17 protein-coding genes are annotated in these 21296 nt (G+C 46.8%); 6 read left to right on the top strand and 11 right to left on the bottom strand.

Features of this window, described 5'->3' with window-relative positions:
* Window positions 1-72 precede the first annotated feature (72 nt).
* A complete protein-coding gene (locus QZ303_RS05100; protein ID WP_295730048.1) occupies window positions 73-1371 on the bottom strand; it encodes an ATP-binding protein in 1299 nt (432 codons plus the stop codon).
* Window positions 1372-1541: 170 nt separating this feature from the next.
* Between QZ303_RS05100 and nadB the strand changes: the two genes are divergently transcribed.
* Together nadB and QZ303_RS05090 are read left to right on the top strand one after the other, a co-directional pair.
* The gene (gene nadB, locus QZ303_RS05095) at window positions 1542-3107 is read left to right on the top strand and encodes an L-aspartate oxidase (protein WP_295730045.1); all 1566 of its coding nucleotides are present in this window, start codon (window positions 1542-1544) and stop codon (window positions 3105-3107) included.
* 64 nt (window positions 3108-3171) lie between these two features.
* A complete protein-coding gene (locus tag QZ303_RS05090; RefSeq protein WP_295730043.1) occupies window positions 3172-3834 on the top strand; it encodes a DUF4294 domain-containing protein in 663 nt (220 codons plus the stop codon).
* A 34-nt stretch (window positions 3835-3868) separates the two neighbouring features.
* On the opposite strand, the gene QZ303_RS05085 is transcribed toward QZ303_RS05090, so the two are convergent.
* From QZ303_RS05085 to QZ303_RS05065, 5 genes are all read right to left on the bottom strand, one after another.
* Window positions 3869-4384 carry a hypothetical protein gene (locus QZ303_RS05085; RefSeq protein ID WP_295730040.1) on the bottom strand — a complete coding sequence of 172 codons (516 nt, stop codon included), beginning with the start codon at window positions 4382-4384 and terminating at the stop codon, window positions 3869-3871.
* 187 nt (window positions 4385-4571) lie between these two features.
* On the bottom strand, window positions 4572-5615 hold the full coding sequence (locus tag QZ303_RS05080; protein ID WP_295730037.1) for an acyltransferase: 1044 nt from the start codon (window positions 5613-5615) through the stop codon (window positions 4572-4574).
* A gap of 62 nt (window positions 5616-5677) precedes the next feature.
* A complete protein-coding gene (locus QZ303_RS05075; RefSeq protein ID WP_295730034.1) occupies window positions 5678-6694 on the bottom strand; it encodes a glycosyltransferase family 2 protein in 1017 nt (338 codons plus the stop codon).
* Between the two features lie 59 nt (window positions 6695-6753).
* Complete coding sequence (locus QZ303_RS05070) at window positions 6754-9252, bottom strand: two-component regulator propeller domain-containing protein (protein WP_295730031.1); 2499 nt, start codon at window positions 9250-9252, stop codon at window positions 6754-6756.
* Window positions 9253-9259: 7 nt separating this feature from the next.
* Window positions 9260-9844 (bottom strand): non-canonical purine NTP diphosphatase, encoded by a 585-nt coding sequence (locus QZ303_RS05065; protein ID WP_295730028.1) that lies wholly within the window; start codon window positions 9842-9844, stop codon window positions 9260-9262.
* Between the two features lie 112 nt (window positions 9845-9956).
* On the opposite strand from QZ303_RS05065, the gene QZ303_RS05060 reads away from it, so the two are divergent.
* The 3 genes from QZ303_RS05060 (at window position 9957) to QZ303_RS05050 (ending at window position 11855) form a co-directional block, all read left to right on the top strand.
* Window positions 9957-10523: a phosphoribosyltransferase gene (locus QZ303_RS05060; protein ID WP_295730025.1), complete on the top strand. Its 567-nt coding sequence runs from the start codon at window positions 9957-9959 to the stop codon at window positions 10521-10523.
* Between the two features lie 12 nt (window positions 10524-10535).
* Window positions 10536-11126, top strand: coding sequence for an HAD family hydrolase (locus QZ303_RS05055; protein WP_295730022.1), 591 nt, complete (start codon window positions 10536-10538; stop codon window positions 11124-11126).
* A 66-nt stretch (window positions 11127-11192) separates the two neighbouring features.
* Window positions 11193-11855 carry a hypothetical protein gene (locus QZ303_RS05050; protein ID WP_295730019.1) on the top strand — a complete coding sequence of 221 codons (663 nt, stop codon included), beginning with the start codon at window positions 11193-11195 and terminating at the stop codon, window positions 11853-11855.
* Between the two features lie 74 nt (window positions 11856-11929).
* Here the strand turns inward: QZ303_RS05050 and leuS are convergent, their stop codons facing one another.
* The 5 genes from leuS to lysS all read right to left on the bottom strand — a co-directional run bounded on the left by leuS (window position 11930) and on the right by lysS (window position 20697).
* Entirely contained in the window at window positions 11930-14701 is a 2772-nt protein-coding gene (gene leuS, locus QZ303_RS05045; protein ID WP_295730016.1) for a leucine--tRNA ligase, read from the bottom strand.
* Window positions 14702-14726: 25 nt separating this feature from the next.
* Window positions 14727-15707, bottom strand: coding sequence for a quinolinate synthase NadA (gene nadA, locus QZ303_RS05040; RefSeq protein ID WP_295730013.1), 981 nt, complete (start codon window positions 15705-15707; stop codon window positions 14727-14729).
* 810 nt (window positions 15708-16517) lie between these two features.
* Window positions 16518-17861 carry a glucose-6-phosphate isomerase gene (locus QZ303_RS05035; protein ID WP_295730010.1) on the bottom strand — a complete coding sequence of 448 codons (1344 nt, stop codon included), beginning with the start codon at window positions 17859-17861 and terminating at the stop codon, window positions 16518-16520.
* A 45-nt stretch (window positions 17862-17906) separates the two neighbouring features.
* Window positions 17907-18917 carry an NAD(P)H-dependent glycerol-3-phosphate dehydrogenase gene (locus QZ303_RS05030; protein ID WP_295730008.1) on the bottom strand — a complete coding sequence of 337 codons (1011 nt, stop codon included), beginning with the start codon at window positions 18915-18917 and terminating at the stop codon, window positions 17907-17909.
* Between the two features lie 19 nt (window positions 18918-18936).
* Window positions 18937-20697, bottom strand: coding sequence for a lysine--tRNA ligase (gene lysS / locus QZ303_RS05025; protein WP_295730005.1), 1761 nt, complete (start codon window positions 20695-20697; stop codon window positions 18937-18939).
* 190 nt (window positions 20698-20887) lie between these two features.
* Here lysS and QZ303_RS05020 point away from each other — a divergent pair, with 190 nt between their 5' ends.
* The gene (locus QZ303_RS05020; RefSeq protein ID WP_295730002.1) at window positions 20888-21286 is read left to right on the top strand and encodes a T9SS type A sorting domain-containing protein; all 399 of its coding nucleotides are present in this window, start codon (window positions 20888-20890) and stop codon (window positions 21284-21286) included.
* Window positions 21287-21296 lie beyond the last annotated feature (10 nt).

The following is a 21296-nucleotide window of genomic DNA, read 5'->3' as shown; positions in this document are numbered from 1 at the left end:
GGAATCGGTCCTATTTTTCAATCGCCCTCTAAAGTTTAGCGGACAGTAATAATAATAAATCGGAATATCCTCCTATATTCTTGAGACAGCAAGGAGATTCTTGAAATCGGCCATCATTCCGTTCATCACCCTGTCAAAATAATTGTCACGTATCAGGCCATCCTCTCCTTGAATAGTCTGATTGCGTTCTTTGTGAGGAGCCTTTATGTAACCATCCCGCAATTCCCATACGGAAACTTTTTCAGGATCAACCCATGATGATGATTTAAAACTCAGTCTGTCCGCAATATTGGCAGATGACATACGAGCCTTGTAAGCCATCATGCAGTTATTTATAGCATAAATGACAAATGGACTATGAGTAGTGATTGTGAGATTATCACGCTCAAAGTCTATCATGTCGAAAAAATCATAGACCAACATAGCCTGTGTCTGGGGGAACAGATTCTGCTCCGGCTCCTCTATTATGATGTTGGAAAAACTCGGACGGCTTAGCCGTTCCTCCATCTCCCTGAATTTCTTGAAAACTGAGTCCTCGTTGCCTGCCATAAATTCGGATGAAGGAATAGTTGCAAATTTTACAACAAGGCTTTCAGCCCGAGGCTTCATCTGAGGATCTGAGAATACTCCGGGCAATTCAGCATTGATAGCCCCGCGAGCCGACCCCTCACGAATTAACCTGATGCGTTGCGGCGACCTATCCTCCACATGCTTATAAACCCATTCCGTGAGATATTTTATATAAACATAAAGGGGTGTGGTAGACTGTAGACCACTTGATGCATGCGACAGCGAAATAGGGCTATCCGGATCAGCATCCATCACAATCATGTCATCGCCAGCACTTTCATTATAGAAATAGCTCACTCCAAGATTCATAAGTTTGACAGAATCGGAACGGCGAAATTTGTCTCTCACATTAATCCAATCCGAAAGAAAGCTGCGAAGATAGTTTGCCGGAAGCTCCATAGAGAGGCTCTGAGGTATACCAACTATATTCCTCTCCGACGGAATATAAGCATTCTTAGACACCGCTGCCTCTCCATATCCGCCTGATAACTTAACCGATATACGACCCTTAACGTAATCTATATCAATGCATCTTCCTTTGTAATGAAACTCTGAAAAACGCTCGTCGATGTAACTCGATATATTATGATAGTCTATAAGATTTTTCTTGACAAACGCTTCGTCGATATGGTCGATGCTCTGCCGTATGACCACATCCTTCTGAAGCCATTGGCAGAAACTCAACACTTTGGCAATAGTGCTTTTACCGCTGCTTTGCGGTCCGAGAAAGATATTTACACGGTTAAGTTCTATATCAATATCTTTTATCGGGCCTATGTTTCTTATGCTAAGATGCGCCATATAACGGAGATTGCTTGTTTAGTTTGACTATCGCAAAGATACGAATAACTCCATAGCAATAGCAAATAAATTTGGCTTTGCACTCGACTTATTCGTATCTTTGCCGTTGTTTCAAAACTATTCATTGAACCGATCAAGGTTATCAACATTTATTAGCCGGATTTTTTGATATGACCTACGAATACGACTATCTGGTGATAGGCTCCGGCATCGCCGGAATGAGCTTCGCGCTGAAAGTGGCCGCCACGGGCCGTGTGGCTCTCATCTGTAAGAGCACTCTCGAGGAAGCCAATACTTATTTCGCCCAGGGAGGCGTGGCCTCTGTGACCAATCTCGAAGTCGATGACTTCGATAAACACATCAACGACACCATGATTGCCGGCGATTGGCTGTCCGACCCCGTGGCCGTGAGGAAAGTCGTCACCGAAGCGCCGGAGCAGATACGCCAGCTCATCAGTTGGGGCGTAGACTTCGACAAGAATGATGACGGCACGTTCGACCTCCACCGTGAAGGAGGCCACTCCGAATTCCGCATCCTCCACCACGCCGACAACACCGGCGCCGAAATACAGGAATCGCTCATAAAGGCCGTGCGCGCCAATCCCAATATCGACATATACGAAAACCATTTCGCCATAGAAATCATCACCCAGCACCATCTGGGCAAAATAGTCACGCGGCGCACACCCGACATCACCTGCTACGGAGCCTACGTGCTGAACCCCAAGACAGGCAAGGTCGATAAATTCCTCTCGCGCGTGACGCTTATGGCCACAGGAGGCGTAGGCGCCGTCTACACCACCACTACCAACCCGCTCGTGGCCACCGGCGACGGCATAGCGATGGTCTACCGCGCAAAAGGCACTGTAAAGGACATGGAGTTCATCCAGTTCCACCCTACCGCACTCTACCATCCCGGCGACCGTCCTTCGTTCCTCATCACGGAGGCCATGCGAGGCTACGGGGCGGTGTTGCGCAACCTCAAAGGTGAGGAATTCATGCAAAAATACGACCCGCGCCTATCGCTCGCCCCGCGCGACATAGTGGCACGCGCCATCGACTCAGAGATGAAGCTCTACGGCGACGACCACGTATATCTCGACGTCACCCACAAAGACCCCGAAGAGACGCGCCACCACTTCCCGAACATCTACGCCAAATGCCTATCGCTCGGCATAGACATAACCAAGGACTATATCCCCGTGGCTCCGGCCGCCCACTACCTCTGCGGCGGCATAAAGGTGGACATCAACGGCGAATCGTCGATAAGCAGGCTCTATGCCGTGGGCGAATGCTCATGCACAGGTCTGCATGGAGGCAACCGTTTGGCATCCAACTCTCTTATTGAAGCTGTAGTATATGCCGACGCAGCCGCACGCCATGCCATGTCGGTGAAAGACGGCTACGCTTACCGCACCGATGTCCCCCAATGGAACGACGAGGGCACGCGCCACCCCGAGGAGATGGTACTCATCACGCAGAGCATCAAGGAAGTCGGGCAGATCATGTCGACCTACGTCGGCATCGTGCGCTCCGACCTGCGCCTCAAGCGCGCATGGAACCGTCTCGACATCCTCTACGAGGAGACAGAGCGACTCTTCAAGTGCTCCAAAGCATCGCGCGAGATATGCGAGCTGCGCAACATCATCAACGTGGGCTATCTGATCATGCGCCAGGCCATGGAGCGAAAGGAATCGCGCGGACTACACTACACGGTCGATTATCCCCACAAATAACCGTCGAGACCCCTACTCCACTGATTTTCATGAACATTTTAAGCCTTGCGAGCATTTTCTGTGAATGAAGCGCATCTTATGCATCATATTGCTCCTAATGTCGGTCTGTGCCGCCACCGCGACGGCACAGATCGACATACCCCTCCCCGACCGGATTGAGGGTGTGATCGACGAGCCTACGCTTAAGGACGCGCGCATTCCCCTCGTGCACGGGCGCTACCACTTTGTCACCGAAGAGGGCGACACGGCAGTGATGGTTGTGCTAAACAACATCACCTACTATCCCCCTCTGAAATTCAAGAACAAAAAACAGGAACAATTCTACTGGCGCACAGTACGCGACGTAAAGCGCACTCTCCCCTACGCAAAGATGATTGCCGAGACCATCCTCGAGACCTACGAATACATCGAAACGCTACCATCCGAAAAGGAGCGCCAACGCCATCTCGAACAGATGGAAAAAGAGGTGTTCAACCAATACAAACCCCACCTCAAGAAATTCACGAAATCACAGGGAAAGATGCTCGTGAAGCTCATAAACCGGGAGACCAACCAGTCGTCCTACTCCATACTGAAAGCCTTCCTGGGCACATTCCGTGCCGGATTCTGGCAGACTTTCGGAAAATTCTTCGGCGTAAACCTCAAGTCGGCCTACCGTCCCGACAAGAACGACGACGATGCCATCATCGAACGCGTATGCGTGCTCGTCGAGCAAGGGATGCTGTAGCAAGGCTACCACGCCACAATCCCTACATTTACCATCAAAGATTGCGCAGGCCGGCAAGCATCTCAGCCACGTCACCACGGCTGAGAGAGCGATGTGTCTGCAATTCCCGTGCAAAGCTGCGCACTATGTCCTGCACCCCGCTATGGGCGAACACACGGTCGAGATACGAATAGCTGCGGTCGAACAGGCGGTGTATCTCGTCCGTCTCCAGCGAACATGTATCGGCGCCCTCCTCCTCCAGACATTCGAGCAGCGCGCTGCGGACACCGCTGTCAGGCGTAGCGTTATGCTGCATGTAGTTACGACACATCACATTGCCTATCATCATACCCATCGAGGCCTGATAATGCTTCAATATATATTGCCACGCCACCTTCGCCGACAACCTCGGATTGCCTGCAAAGTAATATTCGGGCACGAATTCAATATTGTCGTCGGCATCAAGGTCGATGCGCGCCAGCATATCGTCGGCATCCCATATCACAAGACTTACGGCCATTCCTGTCACGCCGTAACACTGGTCCTGCTCGTCGCTGTATTTCAGTTCCATAGTCTGCAAAGTTGTCTTTTTAGTTTCAGCATGGCCCCCGCCGTCCTGAATCCGGAAAAGATGTCCTTCCGCCCCGACAATTGCCATGCATGAGAAAGGGCAATCATCCCCTCCCTCTTTCTAAACATCAAAAATACTCAATTGTATCGCCCGACACAACTTTTCTCCCCGTTTTTTCAAATAGCCCTTAACTTTTGAGCTTTTTTAGGCTTATTGCCCTTTTGCAATTTAGTTTTGATTCATTTCCTAAACGTGAAAATCTTTTTCCTATTAGATTCCACGACATAAAAGCGAATGGAACAGTTATAGATAAAATCACCAATAGTACTCCAATTGGAGATAATATTTTTGGAAGTCCTAAAAATATTACAAATTGAATAATTGGAAAATGAAATAGATAAATATCATATGATACACTATCATGCTTACTTAACATAGTTCCCCAGTGTCCAATTAAAGAAAACCACAATACTAACGATCCTGCAACAAATGGTTGTAATAATGTGTAATAGAATGGAATATTATCACATATCATAATAATTACCAAATCTATTACTAATACATACCATTTATATTTTAGAAATTCTACCCAACATATATTCAACAACGCTCCTACATAAAAAAATACAAATACAGTTCCAAATTGTCGAGCTATTATTTCATACAATACATTTCTACCTTCATTTGCTAAATCAAGCAATAAACATCTTAGTACTACACTCGTTAATACAATAATAATCAGAAGTATTCTACCTTTATTCTTTCCTAATTTACAGACAACAGAATATACCACAGGAACTGATAGATAGCATACCCATTCTCCTTTCATTGTCCATAATGATCCGTTTACAGCACTTGTAACGAATTCATTACTTTCGAATACTCCAGGAAGATTTGGATGTAAAAAATTCATGAATGAAAGATTTGCCAACAAATATTTATAAAAACCTGAGTTAGAAAAATAATCTATCGTAGATTTATCGCTAACAAATACTAATAATAGTGCAGCAATAACTATAATAAAAACATATGGTGGCAAAATTCTCAGAGCTCTTCTTTTTACATAATGTTTCCATGTTGGATTCTTTTGAAAAGATGGAAACATAAGAAAACCACTTATAGCAAAAAAACAACCTACATCGACTGTACCACGTTGTATCCATGGTAATTCCAACCCAGTCAAATAAGCTGTATGAGCTATGAGTACACAAAAACTCAGATAATATCTCACGACGTTCATATTATTATCGCGAGATATGCTATTGAATATTTTCTGATTATACGTATTCATCCTCATTTTAAATGTGACATTTTAGAACCTATGTATCCAAATATTCTTGGTCCAAAATATGACAATAAAATTCCTAACTTATTCTTATTACGTACATGAAAATTTAATAAAGACTTTAATCTAAGCTTTTTTATCTGATTCCAGCACCCCTTAATTGTTTCATCATAATTATACACACTTGAGTTGTACAACTCTCTATTCTTATATTTTAAATCATACAATGCCAAATATATTTCAAAATTGGCACTTAATACCCTATCCCTTGCTGCTCTTATAATCCCGTAGTCTCCTATATTAAGAGCATTACATTCTATTTCTTTTGATACATCCAGAACATCTAATCGTTTGTTGGAAAAAGTATTAATCAGGCTTCCCTCTCTAATTCTATAAAAATATAATTTAGCATCACAAATTCCAATTCTCTTTGATTTTGGCATTTTATACATTACACGTGATAACCATTCTAAATCTTCATAGATAATTCCATTTTTAAACCATATATCTTTTATTAAATCCTTTCTAAATAATTTACCCCATGGTGCACTATTTATTCTGCCATTCTGATATAACATTATCTTAATCGCCTCTGAAGGAATATAATGATAAAAGTTTCTTACATGAGAAGAAACTAAAGGATAATTTTTCTTAAACCGCAAAAAATCACATACTACTATCAGATATTCTTTCTTTATGATGATATCAACTAAAGTTTTTAAATAATGCGGATGTATTACATCATCACTATCAATAAATGCAATAAAATCGCCCTTTGCTCTATTTAAACCTAAATTGCGAGCAGAAGAAGGCCCCTCATTCTTTTTCCTAATTAATATAAATCTTTCGTCTTTGTTAATCCACTTTTTACAAATTTCTATACTTCCATCGGTTGACCCATCGTCAATCATTAATACTTCTATATTCTTAAATGACTGAGCCTCTACACTAAGAAAGCATTCATTTAAATATTGATAAGTATTATATATAGGAATAATTACAGATATAACTGGTCTATCTTTCACCTCTTTGTGAATTAGGCAGCATTAAGAAACGTATTATTGAAATCACCATATGACATTTTTTATTTAACAACAAGTATTTTAGTGACGGCGCCATTATTAGATTCTTGGTTCTGTGAGGCATATATATAGTAGACACCTGTAGGCACACGGTCACCGGCAGCATTACAGCCATCCCAGATTACCATACCGCCCTCCGAACGAGTCTGTAGAAATACATTCCCGGCCGCATCGGCTATCTTGACCAATGAATTATCCATCAGCCCTTTGATAGTTATCCATCCGGAGTAGTCAGGTCTGACAGGATTCGGATAAGCATAAACTTCACTGAAATCATCCGCTGACGGAGCTACTGTACTATGATATATCGCAAGTCCGTTCGTTGTACCAAAATATACGTCGCTGCTATTCGGATCGCACACCACCGAATGAACTTCGTCAGAGGGAATCATACTATTGGAGCGCGTAAAGTTATCTATAATCTCACGTCCATCGCCACTTACATAATATACTCCTGAAGTATTAGTAGTAATCCATTTGCGATTACCCGCATCGACCGCAATAGAAGTCACAGCCTGATTGTCAAGAAGATAATCAGCCAAAGAAGAGCCATCGTTACGAGGTACCTTCACACGCTCCACAACATTACTCTTGTTTGTGAGCATACCACGGAGATTATGTATGACTATTACTCCACATCCCGTACCAAGCCATATATCTCCATTCTGATCCTCGGCAATAGCTATCACGGTATATGGACCGAACGCTTTCCCGTCCTGGTCCGTAAACTGATTCAACATCCAATATTTATCATCAGATATTGCCGAAGTACCATTAGTATCATATATCACCACATTATTATCTCCAAATGACTGGGTAAATATTGCTAAATTTCTATTTTTCTGATGCTTGAAATGTACTATTTTGGAATCTCTACTATCTCTATTACCAAATCCCGGTATATCAAGAGTAATCCAATCTTCCTTAGAAACATTATCTATATTTTTATTAGCTGGAAGCATGGTTATTATCTCGCGGGAATTATTATAATCATGGCCTATAGCCCATAAATTATTCTTATTATCAAAGGAAACATATTCTACCGAACAAGCCCACCATGTATCAAACGGTCCATTATTACAATCAAATTTTCCTATTTGCTTCCCATCTTTAAATTTCCATATTCCTTCAAACCAAGTAGGAATATAAACTATAGAATTATCCTGATTATCAACTACTATATCATAACCTGTTAGAAGCTTATTGTTGCTATTTGCATTAGAAAGAGTATAATCTCCAGATTTCGGAGTAATATTATTTATGAAGCCATTAGATATTAAATTGATTTTTAAAAGATTTTGATAACTTTTATTAGAAGCATATCTACTCATTCCATTATACGTCACATATATCCCATTGTTCGATGCGGCAAGGCGTGTCGGACCGCCATGAATAGATGTTCCAAACGGATATGACGGTTCACGATCGATAGTATAATTCGAACTTTTCTGTGAATTATCTATATCCTCGTAGGGAGTAGTATAGGTAAGGTGTCCAAGTCCGTTATCGTTGATATACCAGAGGTCGTTTCCACTATTCGACCCGTTTCCACACATATATATATTCGTAGTATATAAATCTGATGGTATATCTATAACCTTGTAGTCCACCTTTCCGTCATCGTTAGGACAGCACAGGATATAAGAATTACGCGATACAAGTCCATACCATTTCCCGAATCTCTTAAACGATACATCCCCGTATATCACCCAACGTGGATAGTTTGCATCAAGCTCCATATTCTCAAAATCAATCTTATATGTATTCACCCAATTGGCCGATGGACGGCGTACCATTATAATACTCTCGTCCATACCGCACAATAAGCTGCATTCCATATCGCTGAGACGGGTATAACGCGTGAAGTCGTTTATCCTGTTTGACTTGTCTATGAAATAAATACCGGTATCAGTACTCATAACAATCCTGTCTCCCATGACAGTCACACCATGCACCGGGAAACTGAATATGCCGGACTCCTTTACAGCACCTTTGCTCAAATAATATCTCACCAGACCGAATCCGGTAGCCACATACATCTCGTCACCGTCAAAAGCTATGCTGTTTACCGTCTTGTCGGTCACATACTGCGCATCCTTTATATCGCTAAGGTTCACTATACGCCCGTCATCGTAGACAACATCCATGTTGCTGTTGTCGTACACGGCTACAATGTAGTCACGTTCATAATTGCGATGAATTCCTTTCACATTCACGTCCGACAGTCCGTTGCTTATATTATAAGAATATGTCTCGTCAAGCTCCTTATCGTAATGAAACAATGACCCTCCGCCACAGAAATACACTTTCTTCTCCGTATCAAGAATATCGGCACGGTCAATACCATAATTACTATATACCTCCCATGACCCCACAGCATGCTGAGCGTTGCTATTGACAACAAAAACGGATATAAGAGACACCAATATCAGTAAATTCCTATACATATGTGATCTGATAATTACTTTTTCTAATGCAAAAATATGAAAAAAGCTTTGCATATACTGTTTAATTTACAGACAGATATTCTGCAAGCTTCCTTACAGCTCTTCCGCGATGGCTTATCGCGTTCTTCTCACCGTCGGTCATCTCGGCGAATGTCCTGTCACTGCCATCGGGTAAGAACACCGGATCATAGCCGAATCCTCCGGCTCCGTGCAGTTTGTCGGTTATACGCCCATTCACTATTCCGTTGAAAAGCAAAGGCTCCTCATCGCCAATAATAAGAGCGATGACCGTACGGAAACGAGCTTTTCTATCCTCCTTACCTTCAAGCTTTTTAAGAAGCAGGGCTACATTTGCAGCCGAATCATGTCCGGAACTTGCATAACGGGCTGAATAAACACCCGGCGCACCGCCAAGCACATCCACTTCCAATCCTGTATCATCAGCGAAACAATCATATCCATAGCGCTGCTTCACCCATTGAGCTTTTATTAATGCATTACCGTCAAGCGTATCGGCAGTCTCAGGTATGTCATCGTGGCATCCTATATCCTCCAATGACAATACACTCATACCGGTATCGTGAAGTATCTCACGCACCTCCTTAAGCTTATGAGCGTTATTTGTAGCAAACACTATCTGTTTCATACAGATAATAACGCATTGTCTCAACCGTTTATTGCCATATAACATACATTATCATTTATCAAATGTATACTTATCCGAAATTAATTTTATCTTTGCCGGATATATATTCAAGATGAAAATAACAACCCTCTCATATATACAGCTCAATGAGGCATGTCAAGAGATGTCCGAGAAAGTCATGCTCTTTACGGGACGTACTCCGGACATCATCGTCGGTATAAGGACGGGAGGAGAATATATAGCCGGAATGATGGCCTCACATCTTGATGTATCATCTCTCGTCTATACCAAGGCATCACGCCCCGGTAAAGGGATGCGTTCCAGATTGACACCTTTATTAAAAAAATTGCCATCATTTCTCAATGATTTTCTACGCATCACAGAGCATCTCATTCTCAACAAGAGCAAAAACAAAAACCGTCATATCACACTTGACGAATCAATCGACATTAATAATCTGCTTAAAGACATACCTACTCCCCTCATATTGGTTACCGATGATGCAGTCGATTCCGGAGCCACCATGCATGGTACAGTCTCACTCTTGGCCAAGCTATTCCCTAATGGAAGGATAGTCACCGCAGCAGTAACGGTGACCACAAAAAATTCCATTATAATACCTGATATATATTTATATAATAACACTTTAGTGAGATTCCCCTGGTCTGCCGATTATTAAATATATTATGCCATGATACGGAAAGCTATAGCAATCGATCTCGACAATACCCTTTGCAATCTCAACACGTTCAATATATATATAAAATACCTGTTGAAAGAGTACTCCATCAGACCCCTACTCTTTTCAGAACTGGTTTTGTGGATATTAGCGCGTAAATTTCGCATGGTAAGCCATGCATCGATGAAACACCATATACTCGCTCGCTTCACACCAATTTCACCCAAGACACTTAACAAATTGGTAGAGACAGTCTACACAAACAAAAATATGCAAGTTTGCGACATTCTTGAAATATCAAAGCAGGACAATTTTATTACAATTCTCGCCACTGCCGCTCCTGAGGCCTACGCTAAGGATATTGCAAAACGTTTTGGATTCGATTTTTGTGTGGCTACTCCAAATCCTGCAAAAGGCGAAAAATGGTATGAGACACGTGGTCTGATGAAACTGAATCATGTCATACAACTTTCTGAAAAATATTCATTTATCATTGATCTGGCTATAAGTGACCATGATGATGACACTCCGTTATTAAGAGCCGCTACCAAAGCAATGTTGGTAGACACAAATAATAAAAATTTGATTCCTCTTAAATTTTAGGGTCCATATTGATTAGCATCATAGCCTTCATAATTGTCTAAATTATATTAACCATTAGATTTAATTATGAAGAAAACTTTACTTGCTATTCTCTGTACGATGTCTATGACGTTCGCCGCACAAGCCGACGAAGTCGTAGTGGTTTTTGCCGGATATGATTATCAGGGTACTGTTACCAACAAAGTTGAATTCCCCGAAGGAAACAAAGACACCCCCATCAACGACAAGGACTTCAATGTGCCGGGCGTATGTACATTTGCCTTCTACAAGAATGTAGAGAGCACAGGTTTCACTTACATTAACCCGGAGGGACAGACACCGCATCTCCAGTGGGCTAAACAGACATTGCTTTCATTCACCCCTGCCAAGGATGTTACTATTACTAAAATAACCTTCCAGTGCACAAATACCGGCTATACTCCCAAGACTCTTGATGTCGATTATCCTGAGAATTGTGGCACAACCGCTATTGATGAAACAGTCATGACTTGGACAGGTTCGGCAGCAACCGATTTCGGACTTTCCTACACACCCAAGAAATCCAATCCTACCCGTTTCCCATACATGGAAATTGAATATACCAAAGGATCGAGTGCTATCGACAACATAGTCTCGGACCATGATGCACCTGTCGAGTACTTCAATCTGCTCGGCGTAAAAGTAACCGAACCGAAAGGTGGCCTTTACATCCGTCGCCAAGGTGACGTTGTCACTAAAGTCATCATGTAACATAGCTACATACATAAAAAAGAAGAGGACGTTCAAATTGAACGTCCTCTTCTTTTTTATGGAGTTTTATATCGTCATCCGACCACGATATTTACAATCTTTCCGGGCACTACTATTATCTTGCGTACCTGCTTGCCGTCGAGCCACTTCGCAGCACCTTCATGCTCCAGAGCCGTCTTTTCTATCTCCTCGCGGGGAGCATCGGCAGCCACCTGGATATTGTAGCGCGCCTTGCCGTTGAAGCTCACAGCCATATTGACCGTAGACTCCACAAGATATTTTTCGTCACATACAGGCCATGACGCGTCACACACAGTAGTATCATGTCCGAGAGCATGCCACAGCTCCTCCGCTATATGCGGGGCAAACGGAGCGATGAGAACCACCAGAGGCTCAAGCGCCTCACGGCTGTGACATTTCAGCTGTGTAAGTTCGTTGACACATATCATGAACGCCGCCACCGAAGTATTGTAGCTGAACGCCTCTATGTCGGCCGTGACCTTCTTTATAAGTTTGTGCACTGCCTTCAAAGCCTCTGCCGATGCCGGCTCGTCATTGACAAGCATAGTATCGCCCTTGTAGAAGAATGCCCAGAGTTTCTTGAGGAAGCGGTTCACCCCGTCTATGCCGTTGGTGTCCCAAGGCTTGCTTGCCTCTATCGGACCGAGGAACATCTCATACAGACGAAGCGTGTCGGCACCGTAACGGTCTACTATGTCGTCAGGATTAACCACGTTGAACATCGACTTCGACATCTTCTCTACGGCATATCCGCACACATACTTTCCATCCTCAAGGACAAACTCCGCATCCTTGAATTCCGGACGCCATGCGCGGAACTTCTCCGTGTCGAGCACGTCGTTGCTCACTATGTTCACATCCACATGTATGGGAGTGGTGTCATAATCCTTGCGCAATCCCGCCGACACGAACGTATTGGTGTCTTTTATGCGGTAGACGAAATTACTCCTTCCCTGTATCATGCCCTGGTTGACGAGTTTTCTGAAAGGCTCGTCGCGGCACACGACACCGAGGTCATAAAGGAACTTGTTCCAGAAGCGGCTGTATATAAGGTGGCCGGTGGCATGTTCCGTACCGCCTACATAAAGATCCACGTCCTGCCAGTAGCCGTCGGCCTCGGAGCTTACAAGCGCCTTGTCGTTCTTCGGATCCATATAGCGCAGATAGTATGCGCTCGATCCTGCGAATCCTGGCATGGTATTCAGTTCGAGAGGATAGCCCTCCTTCGTTTTCCAGTTCTTGGCACGACCCAGCGGAGGCTCGCCGGTCTCTGTCGGCAGGAACTTGTCCACCTCCGGAAGTTCAAGCGGCAGACTTTCCTCCGGAAGAAGGGTAGGGATGCCATCCTTATAATAGACAGGGAACGGCTCGCCCCAGTAGCGCTGACGGCTGAAGATGGCGTCGCGCAGACGATAGTTCACCTTCACCTTTCCTATACCTTTCTCCTCGATGAAACGCTTGGTGGCAGCAATCGCGTCCTTCACCTCCATGCCGTTGAGGTCAAGCTCGGCGCTTGCCGAATTGATCATCCTGCCCGACTTGGCGTCGAAGCTCTCTTCCGACACGTCGGCGCCCTCGATAAGCGGTATTATGGGGAGGTCGAAATGGCGGGCGAAAGCATAGTCGCGGCTGTCATGGGCGGGAACGGCCATGATGGCACCCGTACCATATCCCGCGAGCACATAGTCGCTCACCCACACAGGGATATTCTTCCCGGTAAGAGGATTCACGGCATACGCACCGGTAAACACACCGGTGACCTTCTTGTCGATCATTCGCTCGCGCTCGGTCTTATGCTTGACCTCGTCGAGATATGCGTCGACGGCGGCGCGCTGCTCCGGAGTGGTAATCATGTCTACATATACGCTCTCGGGGGCAAGCACCATGAAAGTCACTCCGAACACGGTGTCGGCACGTGTGGTGAATATCTCAAGCTCTATATCTTTTCCTGCAATAGGGAAACGCATCTCCGCTCCCTCCGATCGGCCTATCCAGTTGCGCTGCGTCTCCTTGAGCGAGTCGGTCCAGTCAATCTTCTCAAGACCGTCAAGCAGACGCTGTGCATAGGCCGACACACGCAGACACCACTGGTACATGAGCTTCTGTTCCACAGGATAGCCGCCGCGCAGCGACACGCCTTCGCTCACCTCGTCGTTGGCAAGCACCGTGCCCAGCTTCGGACACCAGTTGACCATCGTGTCGGCAAGGAAAGCTATGCGGTAGTTCATCAGAGTGTCGCTCTTCTCCTTAGGAGTCATAGCCTTCCACTCTTCGGCGGTAAACTCCATTGCCTTGCCGCAGGCGGCGTTGACACCGGTTGTACCGTTTTCCTCGAAATGCTTTACAAGGTCGGCTACCGGCATAGCCTTGTCGGCGGTGCGGTCGTAATAGTGCTCAAACATCTTCATGAACGCCCACTGCGTCCACTTATAGTAGGAGGGGTCGCACGTGCGTATCTCCCTGTCCCAGTCATAGCAGAAACCGATCTTGTCGAGCTGGCTACGATAGCGGTCGATATTCTCGAATGTGGTCTTTTCAGGATGCTGGCCCGTCTGGATGGCATACTGTTCGGCGGGAAGGCCGTAGGAGTCGTAGCCCATGGGGTGGAGCACATTGAATCCGTTGAGACGCTTGTAGCGTGAATAGATGTCGCTTGCTATATAGCCGAGCGGATGGCCCACATGCAGCCCGGCGCCGGAGGGATAGGGGAACATGTCGAGTACATAGTACTTCGGACGAGAATTGTCTATCTCCGTCTTGTAGGTCTTATGCTCTTTCCAATACCGCTGCCAGCGCGATTCTATATCTCTGTGGTTATATTCCATTATATATGTGATATTATTGTTGTCATTATAGTCCGAGCGAGGCACTGATTTCAAGCATCCTCTCTATCGGTTTCCTGCCGCGTGCAGCCACCTCAGGATCCACCTTCACCTCGGGCTGCTCGTATTTAAGGCAGTTGTAGAGTTTCTCAAGGGTGTTTAGCTTCATATAGGCGCAGTCGTTGCACGCGCATGTCGAGTCGTTGGGAGCGGCAGGGATGAATGTCTTGTCCGGGCAGCGCTTGCGCATCTCGTGGAGTATGCCGCTCTCGGTAGCCACGATAAACTCCTTCTCTGGAGATTCCACTGCATATTTCAGCAATGCGGCCGTCGATCCAACCTTATCGGCGAGTATGATCAGCTGCCGCGGGCATTCGGGATGTGCCAGCACCTTCGCTCCGGGATGCTCCTTCTTCAGCTCCACGAGCTTCTCCACCGAGAACTGCTCATGCACGTGGCACGCGCCGTTCCAGAGCTTCATCTCGCGTCCGGTGATGGAGTTGATATAGTTCCCGAGGTTGCGATCGGGCCCGAATATTATAGGAGTGTCTTTCGGAAGGCTCTCCACTATCTGGCGGGCGTTGGATGAAGTCACCACTATGTCGGTAAGACCCTTCACTGCGGCCGAGGTGTTGACATAGCTTATCACCGTATGGCCCGGATTGGCTTCGATGAACGCCTTGAACTCGTCAGCGGGACAGCTGTCGGCCAACGAGCATCCGGCCGACAGGTCGGGGATGAGCACCTTCTTGTCGGGACAGAGCATCTTGGCCGTCTCACCCATGAAGTTCACCCCGCACAGCACTATCACAGGTTCGTCAAGTTTGGCTGCAATCTGTGCCAGCGCCAGGGAATCGCCGATATAGTCGGCAAGATCCTGTATCTCCCCCTTCTGGTAATAATGGGCGAGAATCACTGCGTTCTTCTCCTTTTTGAGCCTCCTTATATCGGCTACAAGATCAATACCCGGCTCTACCGTAGCATCGACATACCCTTTTTCTATGTTCATATGTAGATATGTATGTTGAGGATTGAGAATGAAATATTATCCTTTAAAGCGTTTCTACATGCTTTCTACCGGATATCTACATCACTAAAGAATATCTATCAGCCAATTAGCATGTTTATCAACACTTCGTTGATAACTGCAAAGTTAATACAAATTCCGCAAAGCCTCAAACCATCTTCACATCCGCAGTTCCATTATTAATTCCTTCATCCATTCATCAACCCTCCGATTCTCCATTCTCACAATACTCATCCCCGAGGAAAGCTTTCTTTATCATCATCAACATTAACCTTTAATTATTTAAGATTAAAATTTTTTTCTCTTTTCTTTTTTTGTTGTCTATAGACGTTGATAATCTATATAACTTCTTATCCTTTTTCTTGCATGTTAAGTTATTGAAGTATAGTTAACTTTATTGCAAACGTTATCTACGTGCAAATATATGCTGCATAGTACTATAGCTTGTTTATTTACATAGCGTTGATAACGTTATTGGTTGATAAGATTTCAGGCATATTGCCCTTGAAAAACATACTTATTCATGTAGATACGCCGATTAAACATTATTGGAAACTTATTTTGAAGATACCTGTCCGCCATGCTATATACAATCTTCCTCAAAACTCCAAATTCACTTATAAAAACCTATTCTATATTTCTCAACTCTTATCAACACTGTTTTCAACACTTGTTTACATATATTGATACCGTTTTCTTCACTATGACTTTCGTATACTTTGAATAAAAAAAGGAGTGCACGTTTTTTTCTCGTACACTCCTTTGATAATGTTTGGGGTAGGGATGCTCCTGTTAGAGCTTGGCCTTGATTTCCTTGGTGGCTTCCTCGTAGCCGGGCTTTTCGAGGAGAGCGAACATGTTCTTCTTGTAGGCCTCCACGCCGGGCTGGTTGAACGGGTTGACGCCGAGCAGGTAGCCGGAGATGCCGCAGGAGATTTCAAAGAAATAGATGAGCTGGCCCAGATACTCCTCTGAAAGCTCGGGGACGGTGATGCGCATGTTGGGTACGCCGCCGTCCACATGGGCTATGCGGGTGCCCAGCTCGGCCATCTTGTTAACTTCGTCCACATGCTTTCCGGCGATGTAGTTGAGTCCGTCGAGGTTTGCCTCATCAGAGGGGATTAGTTTCTCTGTGTGCTGTTTCTCCACGGAAATTACAGTCTCGAATATGGTGCGCTCGCCATCCTGGATCCACTGTCCCATCGAGTGGAGGTCAGTCGAGAAGTCGACGGCTGCGGGGAATATGCCCTTGTGGTCCTTACCCTCGCTCTCGCCGTAGAGCTGTTTCCACCATTCTCCGAAGTAGTGGAGTTTGGGGTTGTAGTTGACGAGTATCTCTGTCTTTTTGCCCGAACGGTAGAGTGCGTTGCGTGTTGAGGCATAAAGCTCGGCCATATTGTCGTCGGATGCTGTCGACAGTTCATGCTGCATGTCGAGCGCGCCCTTCACGAGCTTCTTGATGTCATAGCCTGCGACTGCGATAGGGAGCAGGCCTACCGGGGTGAGCACCGAAAAACGGCCTCCTACGTTGTCGTCGATCACGAATGTGCGGTAGCCCTCTTCGGTGGCAAGCTGTCGCAGAGCGCCGCGCTTGGCGTCGGTGATGGCAACGATGAGATCCTTGGCGGCTGCCTTGCCGGCCTGTGCCTCAAGTTGCTCCTTGAGCAGACGGAAAGCGATGGCGGGTTCTGTAGTGGTACCCGACTTGGATATGACGATTATGCCGAATTTCTTGTCCTTGAGGAATTCCTGAAGCTCGCTCAGATAGTCCTCGCCTATGTTCTGGCCGGCGAAGAGCACTTTGGGAGCGCCCTTTGTGGTCGAGGTGTATGCGTCAAACGAATTGTTGAGGGCCTCGATCACGGCCTTTGCTCCGAGATAGGAGCCGCCGATACCTACCGACACCACATAGTCGCAGGAATTGCGCAGGTCGTTGGCCACGGCGATGATTTCATCGAGGTCTTTCATGGGTGTGCGTTCCGGCAGGTCGAGCCAGCCGAGGAAATCGTTGCCTTCGCCTGTACCTTTTTTCAGTACGTCGATGGCCTTGTCGGCCTCTGCTTTCTCGATCTGATGGATCTCTTTTTCAGAGACGAACTTCAGTGCTGAGCTGATGTCTAATTTGATTTTCTTCATAATTATATATGAATGTTAAGTAATGGTATGAAAAAGCTTATATGTTCAAGTCAGATGGTGGCTGATACGCTCCATTATCGCTGCTACGGGACGCCCGTTGTAAAGTATGTCGTACATACCCTCCAGTATCGGCATGTCGGCCCCTACGGAGGAGTTGATCTCGTGCATGCACTTGGCAGCGTAGTAGCCTTCTGTCACCATTTCCATCTCCATCATGGCGCGGCGCACGGCACAACCGCGTCCGATCATCGACCCGAAGTTGTGGTTGCGCGAGAATCGCGAATAGGCTGTCACGAGCAGGTCGCCGAGATATACGGAATGGCATATGCACCTTTCGCCCCCTATGGCCTTGTCGATGAACCGCTCCATCTCCTTAGCTGCGTTGGCAACGAGGATGGCCTGGAAGTTGTCGCCCCATTTCATCCCGTGCACTATGCCCGACGCGATGGCGTAGACATTCTTGAGCACGCCTCCGTACTCTATGCCGCGCACGTCGTCCGAAACGAGTGTGCGCATGGCAGGCCCGTTGAGGCTGTGGGTGAATGCCTCGGCAGCCTCCCTGTTGGTCGATGCCACGGTGAGGTAGCTCAGATGGCCGAGCGCCACCTCCTCGGCATGGCACGGCCCCGACACCACTATCATGCGGTCCGGGTCTACGCCATAATGTTGCTCGAGATAGTCGGTGACAAGCATGTTCTCGTCGGGAATGATACCCTTAGTGGCTATAACAACGTTCTTGGCCGTGAGGTTTGCCGTGAGCTTGGCAAGATGGCTTTTGAAATAGGGGGAGGGCATTGCCATCAGCAGAGTGTCGGCTTCCTCGGCGGCACCGTTGATGTCGCTGGTGAAGTCTATGCGACGGATGGGAAACTCCACGTCGGAGAGATATGCCGGATTGTGGCCGAGCCGTCGGAACTCTTCTATCCTGTCGTCGCGTCGCATGTACCATATGATGCGCTCTTCGTTGCACAGCAGGAGTTTTGAAAGTGCCGTAGCCCACGAGCCTCCACCCATCACGGCTATGCGCCCGGGCATATGTCTTGACAATTCATCCATACTTTTCTTTCCGAAGCGGTTACTCTGCCGGTTCTTCTTCTTTGAGAGGTGCGGCGGCCTCTACCCAGCCCTTCACTTCATCCTGCGAGGGATTCTTGAGTTCGAGTTTGTATTTTTTGTTGAGGCCGCATATGTCCTGGAAGAGTTTGCCGGGATTGGCCGTTGCCATCTGGGCTGCAGTGTAGACACCTGCCTTCTGTATCAACGGCACCCATTCTGCGGGTACGCCCAGGGTGGCGTATGCCTCGGCGTTGTCGCGCTTCTCCACCTTTTCGGGGCGCATCTGCGGGAACAGGAGCACCTCCTGGATGGTAGTCTGCCCGGTCATGAGCATCACGAGGCGGTCCATGCCTATGCCCATCCCTGATGTCGGGGGCATGCCGTATTCGAGGGCGCGGATAAAGTCCTTGTCGATGATCATCGCCTCGTCGTCACCCTTCTCTGCGAGGCGCATCTGCTCTACGAAGCGCTCATACTGGTCGATCGGGTCGTTAAGCTCCGAGTAGGCGTTGGCAAGTTCCTTGCCGTTGACCATAAGCTCGAAGCGCTCGGTCAGCTCGGGGTTGTTGCGGTGGCGCTTGGTGAGCGGCGACATCTCTATGGGGTAGTCGGTGATGAAAGTAGGCTGGATATATGTACCTTCACACTTCTCGCCGAACATCTCGTCGATAAGCTTTCCCTTGCCCATGGTCTCGTCCACCTCTATGCCCATGGCGCGGGCGGCCTCGCGCAGCTCCTCCTCGCTCTTACCCTCTATGTCATAGTCGGTGTGCTCAAGTATGGCGTCACGCATGGTGATGCGCTTGAACGGCGCCTTGAACGAGATCACGTTGTCGCCGACCTTCACCTCGGTAGTTCCGTTGACATCCATGCATATCTTCTCAAGCATCCTCTCGGTGAAGTCCATCATCCAGTTATAGTCCTTGTAGGCCACATAGATCTCCATGCAGGTGAATTCCGGGTTATGCGTGCGGTCCATACCCTCGTTGCGGAAGTTCTTGGAGAACTCATACACACCTTCGAATCCGCCCACGATCAGGCGCTTCAGGTAAAGTTCATCGGCGATACGCAGGTATAGTGGTATGTCCAGTGCATTGTGGTGGGTGATGAAAGGACGGGCGGCCGCTCCGCCGGGAATCGACTGTAGTATGGGAGTCTCCACCTCCATGTAGCCTGCCTCGTTGAAGAACTGGCGCATCGAGTTGAACACCTTCGTGCGCTTGATGAATATATCCTTAACCCCGTCGTTGACCACCAGGTCGACGTAGCGGCGGCGGTAGCGCAGCTCGGGATCGTCAAAAGCGTCGTAGGTCACGCCATCCTTCACCTTCACTATAGGAAGCGGGCGAAGCGACTTGCCGAGCACGGTCAGTTCACGGGCGTGCACCGAAATCTCGCCGGTCTGCGTGCGGAACACGAATCCTTTCACGCCGACGAAGTCGCCGATATCGAGCAGCTTCTTGAAAACCACGTTGTACAGGTCCTTGTCCTCTTCCGGACATAGGTCGTCGCGGGAGATATACACCTGTATCCTCCCCTTCGAGTCCTGAAGCTCCATGAACGATGCCTTTCCCATGATGCGGCGGCTCATTATGCGTCCTGCCACACAAACCTCCCTCTGAGGTGCGTCGTCGCTGAATGTCTCCTTGATTTCCGTTGTATAGGCATCCACCGGGTAGAGTGCGGCGGGGTAGGGGTCTATGCCGCGCTTGCGCATCTCCTCAAGGGAGCCGCGGCGTATTATCTCTTGTTCGCTAAGTTCAAGTAAGTTCGTAGCCATATCTGCTGTTGCTGTATATGTTCCTGATATATATTTGTCAAATAATCGCAAAATTAGCGATTTTATCTCTATTCGCCAACATTAATAAAAATGTCATTCCGATGACACACATTCGACATCCGAAATCCTTTGAATTCCCGGATTATTACCCTACTTTTGTATCATATCGATCATCTAATATATTTGTACCATGAGATGTACCTCACTCATCCTCATTTCCGCCATGTCGCTCCTCCCGATGCTTGGCGAAGATACCTATATCTATCAGTACGATGCCGCAGGCAATTGCGTCGGACGCCTCCTCAGTACGTCGGGCACACTGGCGGCACACAAATCGCAGCAACAGAAAGAGGCTGCGGTCGAAGTATTCCCGTTGGAGACCGACAGTGAATTCTTCATATTCCTTGACTCGACGACCGGTGAGGAGAACTCATTCACCATGTCGAGCATCGACGGCACGCGCACCAGCAGCGGGAAAATCACCGAGGACATCACCGGGGTGGATATCTCATCGTTCAAGAGCGGAATATATTCCCTTGGAGTGACCTATGCCGGCAATCTGTATTCATTCAAAATCATAAAGAAATAACACGAGTACT

Source organism: uncultured Muribaculum sp., assembly GCF_910583865.1.
Taxonomy (GTDB): domain Bacteria; phylum Bacteroidota; class Bacteroidia; order Bacteroidales; family Muribaculaceae; genus Muribaculum.
The sequence above is the reverse complement of the archived record's forward strand: the minus strand, read 5'-3'. Positions and strand labels throughout refer to the sequence as shown.

Bases quoted from the DNA above. Each gene is read 5' to 3' on its own strand.
- nadA (WP_295730013.1), bottom strand. From the start codon at position 15,707: ATGAACATAGAAAAAGGGTATGTCGATGCTACGGTAGAGCCGGGTATT.
- QZ303_RS05050 (WP_295730019.1), top strand. From the start codon at position 11,193: ATGAAGAAAACTTTACTTGCTATTCTCTGTACGATGTCTATGACGTTC.
- QZ303_RS05070 (WP_295730031.1), bottom strand. From the start codon at position 9,252: ATGCAAAGCTTTTTTCATATTTTTGCATTAGAAAAAGTAATTATCAGA.
- QZ303_RS05065 (WP_295730028.1), bottom strand. From the start codon at position 9,844: ATGAAACAGATAGTGTTTGCTACAAATAACGCTCATAAGCTTAAGGAG.
- lysS (WP_295730005.1), bottom strand. From the start codon at position 20,697: ATGGCTACGAACTTACTTGAACTTAGCGAACAAGAGATAATACGCCGC.
- nadB (WP_295730045.1), top strand. From the start codon at position 1,542: ATGACCTACGAATACGACTATCTGGTGATAGGCTCCGGCATCGCCGGA.
- QZ303_RS05085 (WP_295730040.1), bottom strand. From the start codon at position 4,384: ATGGAACTGAAATACAGCGACGAGCAGGACCAGTGTTACGGCGTGACA.
- QZ303_RS05090 (WP_295730043.1), top strand. From the start codon at position 3,172: ATGAAGCGCATCTTATGCATCATATTGCTCCTAATGTCGGTCTGTGCC.
- QZ303_RS05100 (WP_295730048.1), bottom strand. From the start codon at position 1,371: ATGGCGCATCTTAGCATAAGAAACATAGGCCCGATAAAAGATATTGAT.
- QZ303_RS05055 (WP_295730022.1), top strand. From the start codon at position 10,536: ATGATACGGAAAGCTATAGCAATCGATCTCGACAATACCCTTTGCAAT.
- QZ303_RS05035 (WP_295730010.1), bottom strand. From the start codon at position 17,861: ATGAAGAAAATCAAATTAGACATCAGCTCAGCACTGAAGTTCGTCTCT.
- QZ303_RS05030 (WP_295730008.1), bottom strand. From the start codon at position 18,917: ATGGATGAATTGTCAAGACATATGCCCGGGCGCATAGCCGTGATGGGT.
- QZ303_RS05020 (WP_295730002.1), top strand. From the start codon at position 20,888: ATGAGATGTACCTCACTCATCCTCATTTCCGCCATGTCGCTCCTCCCG.
- leuS (WP_295730016.1), bottom strand. From the start codon at position 14,701: ATGGAATATAACCACAGAGATATAGAATCGCGCTGGCAGCGGTATTGG.
- QZ303_RS05060 (WP_295730025.1), top strand. From the start codon at position 9,957: ATGAAAATAACAACCCTCTCATATATACAGCTCAATGAGGCATGTCAA.